The organism is Salinicola sp. JS01 (genome assembly GCF_030284585.1).
Taxonomy (GTDB): domain Bacteria; phylum Pseudomonadota; class Gammaproteobacteria; order Pseudomonadales; family Halomonadaceae; genus Salinicola.
Window position 1 is genome coordinate 2,968,079 of record NZ_CP127244.1, and the last position, 15,147, is coordinate 2,983,225.

General features: G+C 66.3%; 13 protein-coding genes. 9 read left to right on the top strand and 4 right to left on the bottom strand.

Features of this window, described 5'->3' with window-relative positions; translation table 11 throughout:
* Positions 1 to 25: 25 nt before the first annotated feature.
* From QO259_RS13600 to QO259_RS13610, 3 genes are all read left to right on the top strand, one after another.
* The gene (locus tag QO259_RS13600; protein WP_285950360.1) at positions 26 to 1,096 is read left to right on the top strand and encodes a 2,3-butanediol dehydrogenase; all 1,071 of its coding nucleotides are present in this window, start codon (positions 26 to 28) and stop codon (positions 1,094 to 1,096) included.
* Positions 1,097 to 1,437: 341 nt separating this feature from the next.
* Positions 1,438 to 3,435 (top strand): methyl-accepting chemotaxis protein, encoded by a 1,998-nt coding sequence (locus QO259_RS13605; protein WP_285950361.1) that lies wholly within the window; start codon positions 1,438 to 1,440, stop codon positions 3,433 to 3,435.
* Positions 3,436 to 3,694: 259 nt separating this feature from the next.
* A complete protein-coding gene (locus tag QO259_RS13610) occupies positions 3,695 to 4,936 on the top strand; it encodes an MFS transporter (protein ID WP_285950362.1) in 1,242 nt (413 codons plus the stop codon).
* 7 nt (positions 4,937 to 4,943) lie between these two features.
* Here QO259_RS13610 and QO259_RS13615 read toward each other — a convergent pair whose 3' ends face one another.
* A complete protein-coding gene (locus QO259_RS13615) occupies positions 4,944 to 5,699 on the bottom strand; it encodes an SDR family oxidoreductase (RefSeq protein WP_285950363.1) in 756 nt (251 codons plus the stop codon).
* A gap of 138 nt (positions 5,700 to 5,837) precedes the next feature.
* Between QO259_RS13615 and QO259_RS13620 the strand changes: the two genes are divergently transcribed.
* The gene (locus QO259_RS13620; RefSeq protein WP_285950364.1) at positions 5,838 to 6,740 is read left to right on the top strand and encodes a LysR family transcriptional regulator; all 903 of its coding nucleotides are present in this window, start codon (positions 5,838 to 5,840) and stop codon (positions 6,738 to 6,740) included.
* Positions 6,741 to 6,761: 21 nt separating this feature from the next.
* Here QO259_RS13620 and QO259_RS13625 read toward each other — a convergent pair whose 3' ends face one another.
* Together QO259_RS13625 and QO259_RS13630 are read right to left on the bottom strand one after the other, a co-directional pair.
* Positions 6,762 to 7,043 carry an amidase family protein gene (locus QO259_RS13625; RefSeq protein WP_353057330.1) on the bottom strand — a complete coding sequence of 94 codons (282 nt, stop codon included), beginning with the start codon at positions 7,041 to 7,043 and terminating at the stop codon, positions 6,762 to 6,764.
* 176 nt (positions 7,044 to 7,219) lie between these two features.
* Entirely contained in the window at positions 7,220 to 8,107 is an 888-nt protein-coding gene (locus QO259_RS13630) for a LysR substrate-binding domain-containing protein (RefSeq protein WP_207032633.1), read from the bottom strand.
* A gap of 108 nt (positions 8,108 to 8,215) precedes the next feature.
* Between QO259_RS13630 and QO259_RS13635 the strand changes: the two genes are divergently transcribed.
* Positions 8,216 to 8,596, top strand: a complete 381-nt coding sequence (locus tag QO259_RS13635; RefSeq protein ID WP_285950365.1) for a tautomerase family protein — start codon at positions 8,216 to 8,218, stop codon at positions 8,594 to 8,596.
* Between the two features lie 21 nt (positions 8,597 to 8,617).
* Here the strand turns inward: QO259_RS13635 and QO259_RS13640 are convergent, their stop codons facing one another.
* Positions 8,618 to 9,592 (bottom strand): LysR family transcriptional regulator, encoded by a 975-nt coding sequence (locus tag QO259_RS13640; protein ID WP_285950366.1) that lies wholly within the window; start codon positions 9,590 to 9,592, stop codon positions 8,618 to 8,620.
* A gap of 235 nt (positions 9,593 to 9,827) precedes the next feature.
* Here QO259_RS13640 and QO259_RS13645 point away from each other — a divergent pair, with 235 nt between their 5' ends.
* From QO259_RS13645 to QO259_RS13660, 4 genes are all read left to right on the top strand, one after another.
* Positions 9,828 to 11,327: a CoA-acylating methylmalonate-semialdehyde dehydrogenase gene (locus QO259_RS13645; protein WP_285950367.1), complete on the top strand. Its 1,500-nt coding sequence runs from the start codon at positions 9,828 to 9,830 to the stop codon at positions 11,325 to 11,327.
* Between the two features lie 41 nt (positions 11,328 to 11,368).
* Complete coding sequence (locus QO259_RS13650; RefSeq protein ID WP_285950368.1) at positions 11,369 to 12,673, top strand: aspartate aminotransferase family protein; 1,305 nt, start codon at positions 11,369 to 11,371, stop codon at positions 12,671 to 12,673.
* 132 nt (positions 12,674 to 12,805) lie between these two features.
* The gene (locus tag QO259_RS13655) at positions 12,806 to 13,582 is read left to right on the top strand and encodes a carbon-nitrogen hydrolase family protein (RefSeq protein WP_285950369.1); all 777 of its coding nucleotides are present in this window, start codon (positions 12,806 to 12,808) and stop codon (positions 13,580 to 13,582) included.
* A 70-nt stretch (positions 13,583 to 13,652) separates the two neighbouring features.
* Positions 13,653 to 15,101: an APC family permease gene (locus QO259_RS13660; protein WP_285950370.1), complete on the top strand. Its 1,449-nt coding sequence runs from the start codon at positions 13,653 to 13,655 to the stop codon at positions 15,099 to 15,101.
* Positions 15,102 to 15,147 lie beyond the last annotated feature (46 nt).

Below are 15,147 nucleotides of genomic sequence, written 5' to 3' on the forward strand. Positions count from 1 at the left end.
AAACCACAGCAGCAGGAGAGACGTCATGAGTGAACAGCACATGAAGGCGGCCCGCTGGTACCAGGCGCGCGATATTCGCGTCGAACAGATCGAGGTTCCGATCCTGGACGACCCGCACCAGGTCAAGGTGAAGGTCGCCGCCTGTGGCATCTGTGGCAGCGACCTGCACGAGTACGCCGCCGGGCCGATCTTCATTCCGGTGGATGCGCCACACCCGTTGAGTCACGACCAGGCGCCCATCGTCATGGGTCACGAATTCGCCGGCGAGGTGGTCGAGGTGGGCAGCGCGGTGACCCGGGTGGCGGTGGGCGACCGGGTGGCGATCGAGCCGATTCTCTCGCCCCACCGCGACGGCGCCTATCTGATGGAGCGCTACAACTTGAGCCCGCAGCTGGGCTTCCACGGGCTCTCCGGCGGTGGCGGCGGCTTCGCCGAGTACACCGTGGTCGGCGAGCACATGGTGCATCGGCTACCCGATGGGCTCTCCTTCGAGCAGGGCGCGCTGGTCGAGCCCGCCGCGGTCGGCCTGCACGCGGTGCGTCAGAGTTCGCTCAAGGCGGGTGACAGCGCGGTGGTGTTCGGCGCCGGGCCGATCGGGCTGATGGTGATCGAGTCGCTCAAGGCCGCTGGCGCGGCGTCGATTCACGCAGTCGAGGTCTCCGCCGCGCGCAAGCAGCGCGCCAGCGACTTGGGCGCGGTCGTGCACGATCCCACGGAAGGCGACATCGTCGAGCGGCTCATGGCGGCCAGTAACGGCGGCTTCGACATCGCCTTCGAGGTCACCGGCCTGCCCGCCGTACTCAACCAGGCGATCGCCAGCACCCACGCCGGTGGCGAGACGGTGATCGTCAGCATCTGGGAGTCGGAGGCGGCGATCCATCCCAACCAACTGGTGATCCAGGAGCGCACGCTCAAGGGCATCATCGCCTATCGCCATATCTACCCCGCAGTGATCGCGCTGATGCAGCAGGGCTACTACCGCGCCGAGGATCTGGTGACCGCGCGCATCGCCCTGGATGACGTGGTCAGCCAGGGGTTCGAGGCGCTACTCGCCGACAAGGCGCAGGTGAAGATCCTGGTAAACCCCAGCGCCTGAGCCGAGGCACCGACGGGCGTGGCTTTGGCGTGTGGAGCGAGGCCACGCTCGCCCATCCTCAGCATTCGCCGCTGCTACGCTTCTCTCGCCGTTAGCGTGGGCACATTCCGCCCACTGGGCGCTCCGCGCATCGCTCTTGGCCACACTCCGAGATACGCCTACCGCCCTGTATGCGCATCAGTCGCGACCTTCGCGAATGACGCGCGAAGCTGGACCGGTTCAAGTGTTCAAAAATCCAGCCGATAGCAGTCAAAAAAACAAACAAATACTCATAAAAACGATAAGCACGCCTCTCCCTACCGCCATATCCAAAAGCTGAAAAACAATAGGGAATCTCTATCATGAGGCAAGTCGTGCAATACCTTTCGGTGAAGGGCAAATTCCTGCTGGTGCTCGCACTCCCCATCCTGGCGATGCTCTATTTCGCCGTCGACGGCGCGATCGATCGCCAACGGGTCGCAACGGGCATGGACCGGCTCCATACCTTCACCTCGCTAGCCCAGCAGGCGGGCAATCTGGTACACGAGCTGCAGCGCGAACGCGGGATGACCGCTGGTTTCCTCGGCAGCCAGGGGGAAAGTTTCGGCAAGCGTTTGCAAACACAGCGCAGCGCGTCCGATCAGCAAGTCACTCGCCTACTCGACACGCTGACCACGATCGACCGCCAGCAGCTCAGTCAGGCAGCCGACGACAGCCTCACCAAGGCGGAGAGGGATCTCGGCGAACTCTCGGCCATGCGCCAACGCGTGGATACCCTGAAGGTCCCGCTCGCCCAGGCCCTGTCTTACTACACCGGGGTCGACAATGCGCTGATAAGGCTGGCCGGCCAGCTCGCCCACCAGACCAGCAATGCCGATATCGCCAGACGCCTGACCGCCTACCATGAACTGCTGAAAGCCAAGGACCTGGCGGGGATCGAACGCGCCCTGCTGACCAATACCTTCGCCGCCGACCGGATGGCGGACGCCACCTACCGCCGCTTCCTGCGCCTGCTGGGCACCGAAGCCGCATCCCTGGACAGCTTCCAGGTGCTGGCCCGCCCGGCACTCGTCGAACGCTACCGTCAGGCGCTTTCCGGCCCCGAGATCGAGCGCCTCGACAAGTTGCGCCAGCTCGTCATCGATCGCGCCAGCCAGGGTGGCTTCGGCGTCGACCCGCAGCAGTGGTTCGACTGGCAGACCGTCAAGCTCGACCGCCTGAAGCAGGCCGAGGACGCCGCGGCATCCGGTATTCTCGAGCAGGCCGATCACTTACGCGCCGCGGCACGCATCGCCCTGTGGGTTTACATCGCCGTGGCCCTGGGCGTTCTGCTGCTCACCCTGACGCTGGCGCTGCTCGTCGTGCGCAGTATCCTCGGGCCGCTGACGCGTAACCTGCAGGCCATCAACGCCCGCGGCGGCGACCTGACGCAGCGTCTCGAGGCAAGCGGCAGCGACGAACTGGCTAGCCTTTATCGGGCGTTCAATCGCGCCACCGAGGAAACGCAAACCCTGGTCGCCGGGATTCGCGGCAATGCCCGCTCCATCGATCGGGCCAGCGATGAGATCGCCCAGGGCAATCAGGACCTGGCCCAACGCACCGAAGAGCAGTCGGCATCGCTGGTGGAGACCGCCTCGAGCATGGAACAGATCACCTCGACAGTGCACAACACCGCCCAGCACGCCGCCGAGGCGCGAACCCTGGCCACCCAGGTCGCCGAACAGGCCGTCCAGGCCCAGGGCATCGCCAATCAGGCGCGCGACGCCATGCAGGCCATCCACAGTGCCAACCAGACCGTTACCACCATCGTCGGCGCCATCGACGACATCGCCTTCCAGACCAACCTGCTGGCCTTGAACGCTTCGGTCGAAGCCGCCCGCGCCGGCGAGCACGGCAAGGGTTTCGCCGTGGTCGCCAGCGAAGTACGCCAACTCGCCAGCCGCAGTGCCGGCGAGGCCCAGCGGATCCGCGAGCAGATCGCCCATAACGTCGCCACCATCGACAGCGGCAACGATCTGGTCTCGACGACCCACGACACCCTCACCGAGATCGTCGCGCGCATCGATCAGGTGTCGTCGCTGGTGACGGATATCTCGCATGCCGCCACGGAGCAGTCCGGCGGTATCGAGCAGATCAACCAGGCCATGGCGCAGCTCGACGAGGTCACCCAGCACAACGCCGCTCTAGTCGAACAGGTCGCCGCCGCCAGCCGCTCGCTGAACGAACAGGCCAGCGACATGGTGGTCAGGGTCGAGCATTTCAGCCTCGGCGACGATGGGCAGCCGATGCCCACCGCGCTATCCGAGACGCGCGCCGAGCGCCCCCGCCGCGAGGCACTCGCGCAAGCCGCCATCGCGTGATTCTGATAACCTCATAAGAGAATAGTGATAACGGACTAGTGATAACGGAATAGTGATAAGAGACTCGACCCAGCGGCCGGCTCAGTCGGTCGCCGCCCCGGACACAGTGACGTGTCCGGGTTCGTGAATGCCAGGTCGCGAACGACAAGGAGTGCCGTACCATCGTCATCCCCGTATCGGGCCGGCCGGCCTCGACTATCCATCCCGCCCACGTAAACCGACACGTGCCACGGCGCGGGCCACCGCAAGAGCTCCGTCCATGAGCGACAAACGGCTGTTCCGGTCGCTCAGGGTCTACAACTACCGCCTGTGGGCCGCCGGCGCACTGATCTCCAACACCGGTACCTGGATGCAGCGCGTCGCCCAGGACTGGCTGGTGCTCACCGTGCTGACCCAGCACAACGCCAGCGCCGTGGGGATCACCATGGCGCTGCAGTTCGGCCCCCAGCTACTGCTGCTGCCCCTCACCGGTTACGCCGCCGACCGCTGCAACCGGCGCCGCCTGATTCTGCTCACTCAGGCGCTGCTCGGCCTGCTCGCGCTGGGGCTCGGTGTGGTCACCCTCACCGGCGTGGTCACACTGTGGCAGGTCTACGCCTTCGCCCTGGGGCTGGGCTGCGTCAGCGCCTTCGATGCCCCGGCGCGCCAGACCTTCGTCAACGATCTGGTCGGCGAGAAGTACCTCTCCAACGCGGTGGCGCTCAACGCCACCTCGTTCAACGCCGCACGCATGGTGGGCCCAGCGGTGGCCGGCTTGCTGATTGCAGCGATCGGCACCGGCTGGGTGTTCATCGTCAACGCCATCTCGTTTGCCGTGGTGCTGGGGTCGCTATGCTTGCTGCGCGTGGGCGAGCTCTACCCGACCCCGCGTCCACCGAGCCAGGCCGGCGGCCTGACCGAGGGGTTTCGCTACGTGTGGCGGCGCCGGGACCTGATGGCGATCCTGCTGATGCTGTTCTTGATCGGCACCTTCGGCTTCAACTTCCCGATCTATATCTCGACCATGTCGGTCAGCGTCTTCCACGGCGATGCCGGCCAGTATGGGCTCCTGACCTCCTGCCTGGCGGTCGGCTCGGTGGTGGGCGCGCTGCTCGCCGCCCGGCGCGAGCGCCCGCGGATACGCCTGCTGTGCATCGCCACCCTGAGCTTCGGCCTCTTCTGTGGCGTGGCAGCGTTCGCCCCCAACGCCTATCTGTTCGCCGCGGCGTTGACGCTCATCGGCCTCTCCGCGCTGACCTTCATGACCGCGGCCACCGCGCTGATGCAGCTCGCTACCGAACCGATGATGCGCGGGCGCATCATGGCGCTGCGGATCGCGGTGACCATGGGCGGCACGCCGGTCGGTGCACCCATCGTCGGCGCCATTGCCGATCACGCCGGCCCGCGCTGGGCCCTCGGGGTGGGCGCCGTGTCAGGGCTCGTCGCCGCGGCGATCGGCGCACGCCTGATGCTCGAAACGCACCGCCGTCGCCAGCGTCAGCCCACCCAAGAGACGACCTGAATCGCGCTCACACCATGCCGCCGTTGACGCGCAGGATCTGGCCATGCACCCAGCGCCCCTGGGGCCCGGCGAGGAAGGCCACGACATCGGCGATCTCCTCTGGCTCACCCAGGCGCTCGAACGGCGACAGCGCGGCGATATTGGCGACCTGCTCGTCGCTCTTGCCGGCAAGAAACATCTCGGTGGCCACCGGCCCCGGTGCCACGGCGTTGACGCTGATCCCGCGCCCGCGCAGCTCGTTGGCGAGTACCCGCACCAGCCCTTCGACGCCGGCCTTGCTGGCGATATAGGCGCCATAGCCGGGGAACGACTTGCCCAGCACCGACGACGAGAAGGCGATGATGCGCCCGCCTTCGCTGAGGCTCTCGGCGGCTCTGGCCATCACCAGCCAGCTGCCACGCAGATTGGTCGCCAGGGTACGGTCGAGAATCGCCAGGTTGTCGCTGGTCACCTGCCCCATCTCCAGCACACCAGCGCTATTGACCACCACGTCGAGACGACCGAACGCTTCATGGGTGGCCGCGAACAGCTGTTCCACCGCCACCGGGTCGGCGATATCGGCCTGTACCGCCAGCGCCCGGCCGCCCGCGGCTTCTATTTCTGCGACGGCCTCCTCGGCGCGCCGAGTATTACCGGCATAGTTGACCACCACGGCGAAACCGTCGGCCGCCAGCTTCAGCGATACGGCTTGGCCGATGCCGCGGGAACCGCCGGTGACGATGGCCACCCGTTGATCGGTATGTGGGGTATTGGCATGACGCATGATCTGGCTCCTTGGATAGCGATATCAGGGACGTATGTCCGACAGGGGTATTGCCTGCGGCACCAGTATCGAGATTCATCCGCGGGAAATAATCACCGCTATACTGGCAACACCATTCAATCTGACATAACAATCACCATGGACCGCTTCGACGCCCTGACGCTGTTCACCCGTATCGTCGAGACCGCCAGCTTCACCCGCGCCGCCAACGGCCTCGGCATCCCACGCGCCACAGCCACCCTAGCCATCCAGCAGCTCGAAGCGCGTCTGGGTGCCCGTCTGCTGGCGCGCACCACGCGTCAGGTGCACCCCACCCCGGAGGGCGCGGCCTTCTACGAACGCTGCGTACAGCTGCTCGCCGAACTCGAAGAGGCGGAGGCGGCGCTGGGCCCGGTCGCCGCAAGCCCGGCCGGCACCTTGCGCGTCGAGATGCACGGCGTGCACGCGCGGCACATCGTACTGCCCCATATCCAGGCGTTTCGCGCACGCTATCCCAAGCTAGATGTGGTGCTGACCAGCGGCGACCGCCGCGTCGATCTGGTGGGTGAAGGCATCGACTGCGCCCTACGCGCCGGCGAACCGGTGGACTCCAGCCTGATCGGCCGCCGGCTCGCCGAGCTGCCCCAAGCGATCTGCGCCAGCCCCGCCTATCTGGACCGAGCCGGCCGGCCCCACCACCCGGATGAACTGCGTGATCATCAGGTGGTGCGTTTCTTCTCCGGCAGCAACGCCGCGGACGACACCCTCGATCTGCGCATCGACGGGCGAATACAAGGATTCGCCGCCGGCGGCTGGCTCACCGTCAACGACGCCGGCAGCTACGTGGAAGCCGCCCGCCAGGGCTGCGGGCTGATCCAGCTACCGCGCTTTCATATCGAGGAGCAGCTGGCCCAGGGTGTGCTCGAAGAGGTACTTAGCGAGTGGGAGAAGCCGCGCCTGACGCTGTGGGCGGTCTACCCGCAGCGACGCCAGCTCGCCGCTCGGGTGCGGGTGTTCGTCGACTGGGTGAGCGAGCTCTACGCAGCGCGCTTTCCCGCCTGAGCGGCCGACGGCGCCCATCTCTCATGCATGCGCCATCGGTGGCGTCAGACGCGGCAAGCGTGTTTCCAATAGACGCGCCACCGCCATCACCCGATCATCACGATAGCGTGGCCCCACCAGTTGTAGCCCCACCGGCAGGCCCCGATCATCGAGCCCACAGGGCATGGATGCTGCCGGCTGCTGGGTCAGGTTGAAGGGGTAGCTGAACGGGGTCCAATCCACCCAGTCGACGTAGTCGCTTCCCGGTGGCACCTCGTGTCCGGCGGCGAAAGGGGCCAGCGGCAGCGTGGGCGTGACCAGCAGTCAGTGTCGCCGCCAAGCGCCAGGAGACACGCTCACCGGCAGACGCCCTCACCTCAGGCTAGGCCACACGCCCATAAACCACGCCGACCCGAAGTCAATCATGGGGCGGCGTGATGCACAGCTTGTCGCCCCAAAATCGCCACTTCTGGTACGGCCGGATGAATCGGCACGCGGACTCATGAGCGAGCCAAAGGCAACGCCTCAATATGCTGCCGGATGATCGCCGCCAGCCGGGTGACGGCAAGCGTGGGGGCGGATTCGGCACAGTAGAGCGAGAGTCCCAGATGCGGCAGCGCCGGCAACCCGGCCGCCGATGCCTCCAGCACACGCACGCTCGGGGGCAAGCACAGTGGTGTACGCAGGCCGATGCCCAGCCCCGCCGCGATGGCGGCCCAAGTGGCGGCGAGACTGGCGCTGCTGAACGCAATGCGCCAGGAAATTCCCGCCCTGTCCAGGGCATCGAGGGCTGCCTGGCGCAGCAGACATGGCCCCTCCAACACCACCAGCGGCAGCGGCGCCGCAAGCGGCATCGGCCCGTCAGCGGAAGACGGGCCGATCCAGGTCATGGGGACGCGGGTGAGCATCTCACCATCGAGCAACTCGCCCTCTCCCTGCCAGGCCAGTGCCAGATCCAAACGGCCCCGGGTAATGTCATCCTTCATCTGCCCGTTGCTGGCGACGCGCACCGCGATCTGCAGGTTCGGATGCGCGCGAGAAAAACGCGCCAGTACCCCCGGCAACAGACGCTCGCCGAAATCCTCCTGCAACCCCAGACGGATACGCCCTACGAGCGTCTCACCACAGATCGCCGCCGCAGCCTCGTCGTTGAGTTCCAGCAGTCGCCGCGCGTAGCTCAACATGAGCTCGCCCTGTTCGGTGAGCATCAGGCCACGCCCCGCTTTCTTCACCAGGGGCGTACCCGTCTGTTCCTCGAGGCGTTTCAGCTGAGCACTCACGGCAGAGGTCGAGCGGTTCAGGCGCTCGGCAGCCTTGGTGAAGCTACCCAGCTCAGCCCCCAGGACGAAGCTGCGCAATACGTCAGGATCAAAGGCAATTCGGCGCACATCAAAATCCCGAAATCATGGATATTCAATCCTATTAATTTCGATATTAAGGATCATGGTCAAGCGCTAATGTCGAAGGCGTCAACCCTCGCTCTTCGGGAGATCATCATGCCACTCGTCCGTATCTCACTGCGCCGTGGAAAAGACGCCGCGTATCTGCAAGCCATTCGTGACGGCGTCTACGCGGCGCTTCGCGAAGCCTTCGAAGTGCCGGAAAGCGATCGTTTCATTCTGGTTCACCAACACGATGAAGACGACTTCGACTGTAGCCCCGACTATTTGGACATCGCGCGAAGCCAGGACCTGGTGATCATACAGATCGCCTGCAGTAACACCCGCAATTCGGCTCAAAAGCAGGCGCTCTATCGACAACTGACGCAAAACCTCAGCGCGTCCCCCGGACTCAGGCCGGAAGACGTCTTCATCAATCTGCTCGAAACAGACCGCCACAACTGGTCTTTCGGTAACGGCGGCATGCAGTACGCTTAGGTCAGACCGCGTTCGGCCCCGTTAACCGGCCTCGCCCCGCGTCCGCGCCAGACACGCCTCGAGCTCTTCCAGAAAGCTCTCCAGCACCAGGTTAGGCGGGCGCCCCTTGCGGGTGATGGCATAGTAGCGAGTTGAATATTCGTAGCGGGTGGAATATTCGTAACGAGTAGCGTGCTCGGAAGTGTCCGTAACGAGGCGCCGCATGCGCCCGTGATCGCTCCAACGCTGGGCGTAGTGGGTGGGCAGAAAGCCGATGTAGCTGCCGGTGAGCACCAGAAAGGCGACCCCCTCGCGATCAGTGGCCGAGGCCATCGGCTTGAGCGCTTCGTGCACGCGCTTGATCTCGGGCGTCTGGGCGTAGGAGGGCACCACTGCGTCGTGGCCGGCGATCTGGTCGACGCTCGGCGCCTGGCACGCGAACAGCGGGTGCCGGTCGCTGCAGTAGAGCGCCGACTGCTCTTCGTACAGTTCCAGGTAGTCGAGCCCCGGCACGCGCTTGAGCTCCGGCACCACGCCCGCGTGCAGGCTGCCGCCGAGCACCGCCATCTCGATATCGTTGGGCGGGGCCATGCGGATATTGATGTGCACGTTGTCGCCGCGCGCCTTGAGTGCACGCAGCGCCTCGGTCACCTGCATGTCGGGCAGCGTGACCAGATTGTCGGTGATGCCGATGTTGAGCTCGCCGGTCAGGCGCGAGTGCAGGCCGTTGACCCGGGTACGGAAGTCTTCCACCGCGGCCAGCAGTTGCACCGTGGCCTCGTAGACGTCGTGCCCTTCGCTGGTCAGCCGGAAACCGCTGCGTCCGCGCTGGCACAGGCGCATCGATAGCCGGGTCTCCAGGTCGCCCATCGCCATGCTGATCGCCGCGCGGCTGATATTGAGCTCGACTTCAGCCGACGAGAAGCCGCCGCACTCCACCACCTTGCGAAAGATCCGCAGCAGGCGCAGGTCGACGTCGCCCAGTTGCCCCATCAGCGTGATTCTGCGCTGGCTCATGCCCCGCTCCTCTCCTTTGTTCTTTTTCCCAGCCCCGCATTACGCCGCCGCTGCGTCGGTGCCGACGCGCCGAAGGTTAACCAAATGCTTTAGTGACCTTAAGCATACCGGGATTGCTTGACGCTCTGCTCCTGCCGCAGGCTACTCCACAGCACACTTTTTCACTCCCGTGCCGGCCGCCGCCCCCGTTGGCCGCACGCAGACCCATTGACTCACGCCTCGGAGACGCTGCCCCATGTCTGCACCCATCACGCATTTCATCGATGGCCAGCGCGTCGCGCTGAATTCGACCCGCACCAGCCCGGTGTTCAATCCCTCCACCGGCGCCCAGTCCGGGGAGGTGCTGCTGGCCTCTCGCGATGACGTCGAATACGCCATCAACGCCGCCAGCCGCGCCTGCGAGAGCTGGTCGACGCTCTCACCGCTGAAGCGCTCGCGCATCCTGTTCAACTACAAGACGCTGCTGGAGCAGCACAGCGACGAGCTGGCACGCCTGATCTCCCAGGAGCACGGCAAGGTGTTCTCGGACGCCAAGGGCGAGCTGACCCGCGGCCTGGAAGTGGTCGAGTTCGCCTGCGGCATGCCGCATCTGCAGAAAGGCGAACACTCGCTCAACGTCGGCCCCGGCATCGACTCCTTCTCGCTGATGCAGCCGCTCGGGGTGTGCGCCGGCATCACCCCGTTCAACTTCCCGGCCATGGTGCCGCTGTGGATGTTCCCGATCGCCATCGCCGCGGGTAACACCTTCATACTCAAACCGTCGGAGAAAGACCCTTCCTCGACCCTGCGCATCGCCGAGCTGTTCAGCGAAGCGGGGCTGCCCGATGGCGTGCTCAACGTGGTCAACGGCGACAAGGAGGCAGTCGACACCCTGCTCACCGACCCGCGCGTGCAGGCGGTCAGCTTCGTCGGCTCGACCCCGATCGCCGAGTATGTCTACGCCACCGCTTCCGCCCACGGCAAGCGCGTGCAGGCCCTCGGCGGGGCCAAGAACCATATGGTGGTCATGCCCGATGCCGATCTCGACCAGGCCGCAGACGCGCTGATGGGCGCCGCCTACGGTAGTGCCGGCGAGCGCTGCATGGCGATCTCGGTGGCGATGCCGGTGGGCGACGAGACCGCCGAGAAGCTGCGCGAGAAGCTGCTGTCACGCCTGGACGAACTGCGCGTGGGCGCGAGTATCACCGACGGACCGGACCACGACATGGGCCCGCTGGTCTCCCGCGCGCATTTGGAAAAGGTGAGCGGCTATATCGAGCAGGGCGTGCAGGAAGGCGCCGAGCTGGTGCGCGACGGCCGCCAGCTCCAGCACGACAGCGACGGTTTCTTCATCGGCGGCACCCTGTTCGACCACGTCAAACCGGGCATGCGTATCTACGACGAGGAGATCTTCGGCCCGGTACTGGCGATCGCCCGTGCCGAGAGCTTCGATGCCGCGGTCAAGATGGTCAACGACCACGAGTTCGGCAACGGCACCGCCATCTTCACCCGTGACGGCGACAGCGCACGGCAGTACTGCGAGCAGATCCAGGTCGGCATGGTCGGGGTCAACGTGCCGATCCCGGTGCCCATGGCGTTCCACAGCTTCGGCGGTTGGAAGCGCTCGCTGTTCGGCGCACTGCACGTGCACGGTGCCGACGGCGTGCGCTTCTACACGCGCATGAAGACGGTCACCGCGCGCTGGCCCTCCGGTCTGCGGGAGGCGACCAATCAGTACACCATGCCAACGCTGTGAGCAGCGCTCGCCGGACACCATGTGACACGACAGGATTCCCCATGCACTCGATCGACAATCAGCAGGTGAAGGCGCTCGACCGCGCCCATGTGTTCCACTCCTGGTCGGCCCAGGGCGCGCTCGATCCGCTGGTGATCAAGAGCGGCGCAGGCTGCCGGCTGTGGGACTACGACGGCCGCGAGTACCTCGACTTCTCCAGCCAGCTGGTCAACACCAATATCGGCCACCAGCACCCGCGGGTGATCGCGGCGATCAAGGCCCAGGCCGACGAGCTGACCACCATTGCCCCCGCCCACGCCAACTGGATGCGCGGGCGCGCCGCCGAGAAGATCCTCGAACGCGCCCCGGCTGGCTTCGCCAAGGTGTTCTTCACTAACGCCGGCGCCGACGCCAACGAGAACGCCATCCGCATGGCGCGCGCGGTCACTGGCCGCGACAAGATCCTTTCCGCCTATCGCTCCTACCATGGCGGCACCGGCTCGGCGATCGCCGCCACCGGGGATTTCCGCCGCGTGCCCAACGAGTATGCGCGTGGCCACGTGCACTTCTTCAACCCCTGGCTCTATCGCAGCGAGTTCTGGGCCGGCAACGAGGAGGAGGAGTGCCAGCGCGCGCTGCACCATCTGCGCCGGGTGATCGAGTGCGAGGGGCCGGCGAGCATCGCCGGGCTGCTGCTCGAGACCATCCCGGGCACCGCCGGCGTGCTGGTGCCGCCGCCGGGCTATCTGGCCGGCGTGCGCGCACTGGCCGACGAGTTCGGCCTGGTGCTGATCTTCGACGAGGTGATGGCCGGCTTCGGCCGCACCGGCGCCTGGCTGGCGCTGGACCACTTCGGCGTGGTGCCGGACCTGATCACCTTCGCCAAGGGGGTCAACTCCGGCTACGTACCCGCCGGCGGGGTGATCGTCAATCAGCGCATCGCCCACCACTTCGATGAAGAGATGTTCTACGGCGGCCTGACCTACTCCGGCCATCCGCTGGCCATGGCGGCGATCTGCGCCACCCTGGAGACGATGCAGGAAGAGGGTATCGTCGACAACGCCCGCCAGATCGGCGAGACGGTGCTCACCCCCGGCCTCGCCCGCCTGGCCCAGCGCCATGCGCATGTCGGCGAGGTGCGCGGCCTGGGCGTGTTCCACGCCATCGAGCTGGTCGAGGATCGCGACAGCCGCACGCCGCTGGCGGCGGCCAAGGTCGGCAAGCTCAAGCAGGCGATGATGGAGCGTGGCCTGCTGGCATTCGTGGTCGCCAACCGCATTCACGTGGTGCCGCCGTGCATCGTCACCGCCGGTGAGGCCGAACAGGGACTGGCGATCATCGACGAGGCGCTGGGTACACTGGCCTGAGAGGAAGCCGGGTCGAAAACCGGCCAGCCCCGGCGGGCGTGACGTCTATATCGGGGTAACGTCTATAGCGACATAACGCCCAAGACGACGCGCCCGCCGCCACTCGCCCTATTCATTCGCAAGGAGTTCCCCATGCAGATCGCCGCCTGGCAGGCACTGAGCACGCACGGCGATATCGCCACCAATCTTGCGCGCCTGGACGAGAGTGCCCGTCGCGCCGCCGCGGAAGGCGCGGCGCTGTTGATCACCCCGGAGATGTTTCTGACCGGCTATGTCCTCGGCGACGACACCCGGGCGCTGGCGCAGGCGGCACCGCTGGAGCGCGCCCGCGAAATCGCCGCACGCCACGCCATCGGCCTGGTGGTGGGCGGGCCGGAGATCGAGTCCGGCGCCTGCTACAACGCCGCCCACCTGATCGGCGCCGACGGCCAGGTGCTCGCGCGCTACTACAAGGCGCACCTGTTCGGCGATGTCGACCGCGATCAGTTCACCGCCGGCGACCGCCCCACCTGCGTGGCGGACTATCACGGCGTGCGCATCGCCCTGATGATCTGCTATGACGTGGAGTTCCCGGAGAGCGTACGCGCCGCCGCGCGCCAGGGCGCCGAGCTGATCTGCGTGCCCACCGCCCAGATGCAGCCGTTCGCCCACGTCAATCAGCGGCTCATCCCCACCCGGGCCTGGGAGAACCAGGTCTATGTGGCCTATACCAACCAGCATGGCCAGGAGGCGACGTTCGATTACGTCGGCCACAGCCTGATCGTGGCACCGAACGGCGAGCCCCTCGCCGAGGCGCCCAGCGCCGGCGAGGCGCTGATCCACGCCGAGGTCGACCCCGCCGTCGTCGCCGCGGGCCGCGCTGCCAACCCCTATCTCGATGATCTGCGCCAGGAGCTTTTCATTAGCTAGACAGCCTTATCGCGACACCCCGTATTTCCAATCTCGAATTTCCAACCAAAAACAACGAGGAAATCGTCTCATGGACACCACCACCCCTGCGGACCCGACACGCCTTCACGGCAGTCTGGGTACCGGCAGTATCGTCTTCATGGTCATCGCCGCCGCCGCGCCGCTCACCGTGATCGGCGGCAACGCCCCCATCGCCCTGGCCTCCGGCAACGGTGCCGGGGCGCCGGTGGGCTTTCTCATCGCCTCGCTGGTGATGCTGATCTTCTCGGTCGGTTTCGTGGCGATGACACCCCACGTCAAGGAGGCCGGCGCCTTCTTCTCCTACGTCACCCTCGGGCTCGGCCGGCGCCTGGGCCTGGGCACTGCGTTCATGGCGCTGGTCGCCTACACCGCCATCCAGGCCGGCGTCTACGGCTACATGGGCTGGGCGGTCGGCGACTTCGTCCGCCACAGCGGCGGCCCCGCCATCCCCTGGTGGATCTACTCGCTGCTCACTGTCGCCATCGTCGCCTACCTCGGCTATCGCCATATCGAACTCAGCGCCAAGGTGCTGGGGGTGGCGCTGGTGCTGGAGATCGCCGTGGTGGTGATCATGAACCTGACCATCTTCGCCGACGGCGGCGCCCACGGCATCGAGTTCTCCTCCTTCACACCCAGTGCCGCGCTCACCAGCGGCCTCGGCGTGGCGGTGCTGTTCGCGCTCACCGGTTTCATCGGCTTCGAGGCCACCGCGGTATTTCGCGACGAAGCCCGCCAGCCGGCGCGCACCATTCCCCGGGCGACCTATCTCGCGGTGCTGATCATCGGCGTGTTCTACACCCTCTCGGTGTGGGCCCTGGTGGTCGCCAATGGCGCCGGTGAGGTCGCCGGCATCGCCCAGAAGACCCTGGATGGCGACGCCAACCTGCTGCTCGATACCGCCGAGCACTACACCGGCGGCGTGATGCGCGATCTGATGCAGGTGCTGCTGCTCACCAGCCTCTTCGCCTGCGTGCTGAGCTTTCACAACGTGCTTGCCCGCTATCAGTTCACCCTGGCGCGTCAGGGTACGCTGCCGCGGCGGCTGGCGCGCATTCACCCGCGCCATCGCGCGCCTTCCCACGCCTCGCTGGTGCAGACACTCACCGCGCTGGCGCTGATGCTGCTGTGTCTGGCGCTGGGGCTGAACCCGCTGACGCAGGTCTTCGGCTATATGGCGGGTATCGCCACCGTGGGCATGATCGGTCTGATGCTACTGACCACCCTGGCTTCGCTGGCGTTCTTCCGGCGCCATCCTGAACTCGCCGGGCAGCGCCGCTGGCAGACGCGGATCGCGCCGAGTCTCGCCGCCGTGCTGCTGCTCGCCAGCCTGGCCCTGGTGCTCTCCAACTTCACTCTGGTGACCGGCGGCAGCATCGGGATCAGCGCCCTGCTGGCACTGATTCCGCTGCTCGCGCTGCTGACGGGCGCGCTGTTCGGCCGTGCCCGCGCCATGGCCGGCGACGCGCCGCTCTCACCGCCCGGCGCCGGGGCTTATTGACCGCGAATCCTTTGCGGATCGCCTCGCTCAGAGGCGCGGACTCTCG